Genomic DNA, 1,734 nt, shown 5'->3' on the forward strand with positions numbered 1-1,734 from the left:
GGTGGCGAGTGAGGAAGAATCCAGCCTCGGTCGTGGCATCGGCAGACGGGATGACGAGCACCGAAGGCGGCCGTGCCTACGGCGTGCCCCGGGTGAGCCCGCTGACCTCCCGCTTCGTCACGGTTCACGGGTACCGGCGGTGCTATCTGCGGGCCGGGCGCGGCCCGGTTCTGCTGCTCATCCACGGCATCGGGGACAACGCGCGCACCTGGGCCTCGATCATCCCGGAGTTGGCCCGCCGGCACACCGTCATCGCCCCCGACCTGCTGGGACACGGGGAGTCGGACAAACCGCGCGGTGACTACTCGGTGGCCGGCTACGCGTGCGGGATGCGTGACCTGCTCACCATCCTCGGGATCGAGCGCGCCACGGTCGTCGGGCACTCGCTGGGCGGCGGGGTGGCCATGCAGTTCGCCTACCAGTTCCCGGAGCGCTGCGAGCGGTTGGTGCTGGTCGCCACCGGCGGGGTCGGGCCACACCTGCATCCCGCGCTGCGGGCGGCGGCCGTGCCCGGAGCCGGGGCGCTGCTGTCCCTGATCGGCATGCCGCCGGTGCGGGTCGCCGGCTGGGCCGGAATGCACGCGCTGCGCCTGCTGCACACCGATCTCGGGCGGGACGCCGACGATCTCCTGAACGTCTTCGACTCGCTGGGCGTACCCACCGCGCGGGCGGCGTTCCTGCGCACGCTACGGTCGGCGGTGGACGGGCATGGGCAGTCCATCACGATGCTGGACCGGTGCTACCTCGCCGCTGGGATGCCCTCGCTGATCGTCTGGGGTGACCGGGATGCCGTCATCCCGGCTGAGCACGCGTGGATGGCGCACGAGGCGATGCCGGGGAGCCGCCTGGAGATCTTCGCCGGTGCCGGGCATTTCCCCCATCACACTGACCCCGAACGCTTCCGGGCGGTTCTCGAGGATTTTCTGGCGACCACCCGGCCGGCGAGTCACTCCCCGCAGCAGTGGCGGGCGATGCTGCGTGAGCACGGCCGCTCGACCAGGACCACGGAAGCATCCGGGGCCGCCGCCCAGCCGTCGGGCGCGCGTTCGACCCCGGCGGAAGCCGTGGGTCGTGGCCTCACCCGGAGCCGATAAACGGGCACGGCCGCCGGCCATGGCGGGGCCGGGATCCGCCGTTATACGTTCACCGAGGTGACCCGTCGCATCGGGGTGGACCCGCTATGCATCGACGACCCAGTTGGCCATCCATAGCCATGCCTTGCGGGAAGTCGCCCGGCGAGATGCGTCGGTGCCGTTCTCGGCTGAACCGCTCTCGCGGAAGGTCTTCCCGGTCACCGATGGATCCGGCCAGCCGAGGATCAAGGACTCTCGTACCTCTTGCCGTGTCGCCTGTTCGGGCCAGGGTCTTCGCGTGATGCGCTGTCTTCCGGCGCGGGTCTGCATTAACTGGTCGGCACCCGCTATCGTGGAGTTCAACGGGCAGGCCGGCGTCAATATGGCCTATCCTTGGTGGCGTAACATCAAAGTCCTCTCAAATCTCGGAGGTCGACCCTTGGCACGCCGTGCACGACTCAGCTGGCCCCAGGAACGGCGCCAGGCGAGTGAGGTGGTTGTCCGCCGGGTCGACCCCGGTCGAGGCTGGACCCTGGAACAGGCTCGTGACCTGGTACGACAGGGATACTCCGTCGAGCATGTGGCGGAACGCACCGGGTTTCCGGAGCAGATGCTGAAAGTCGCAGAGGAGGACTGAGGGGACGTAATGAAGTAACAAATA

General features: G+C 69.0%; 2 protein-coding genes. One reads left to right on the forward strand and one right to left on the reverse strand.

What is annotated here, in order from left to right; translation table 11 throughout:
- Positions 1–50 precede the first annotated feature (50 nt).
- On the forward strand, positions 51–1,094 hold the full coding sequence (locus ACY5KJ_RS04305) for an alpha/beta fold hydrolase (RefSeq protein WP_462186228.1): 1,044 nt from the start codon (positions 51–53) through the stop codon (positions 1,092–1,094).
- Between the two features lie 397 nt (positions 1,095–1,491).
- On the opposite strand, the gene ACY5KJ_RS04310 is transcribed toward ACY5KJ_RS04305, so the two are convergent.
- The coding region (locus ACY5KJ_RS04310) for a hypothetical protein (RefSeq protein ID WP_462202837.1) at positions 1,492–1,734 on the reverse strand (243 nt) is incomplete at its 5' end.

The sequence above is a fragment of the Frankia sp. CcWB3 genome (assembly GCF_977927595.1).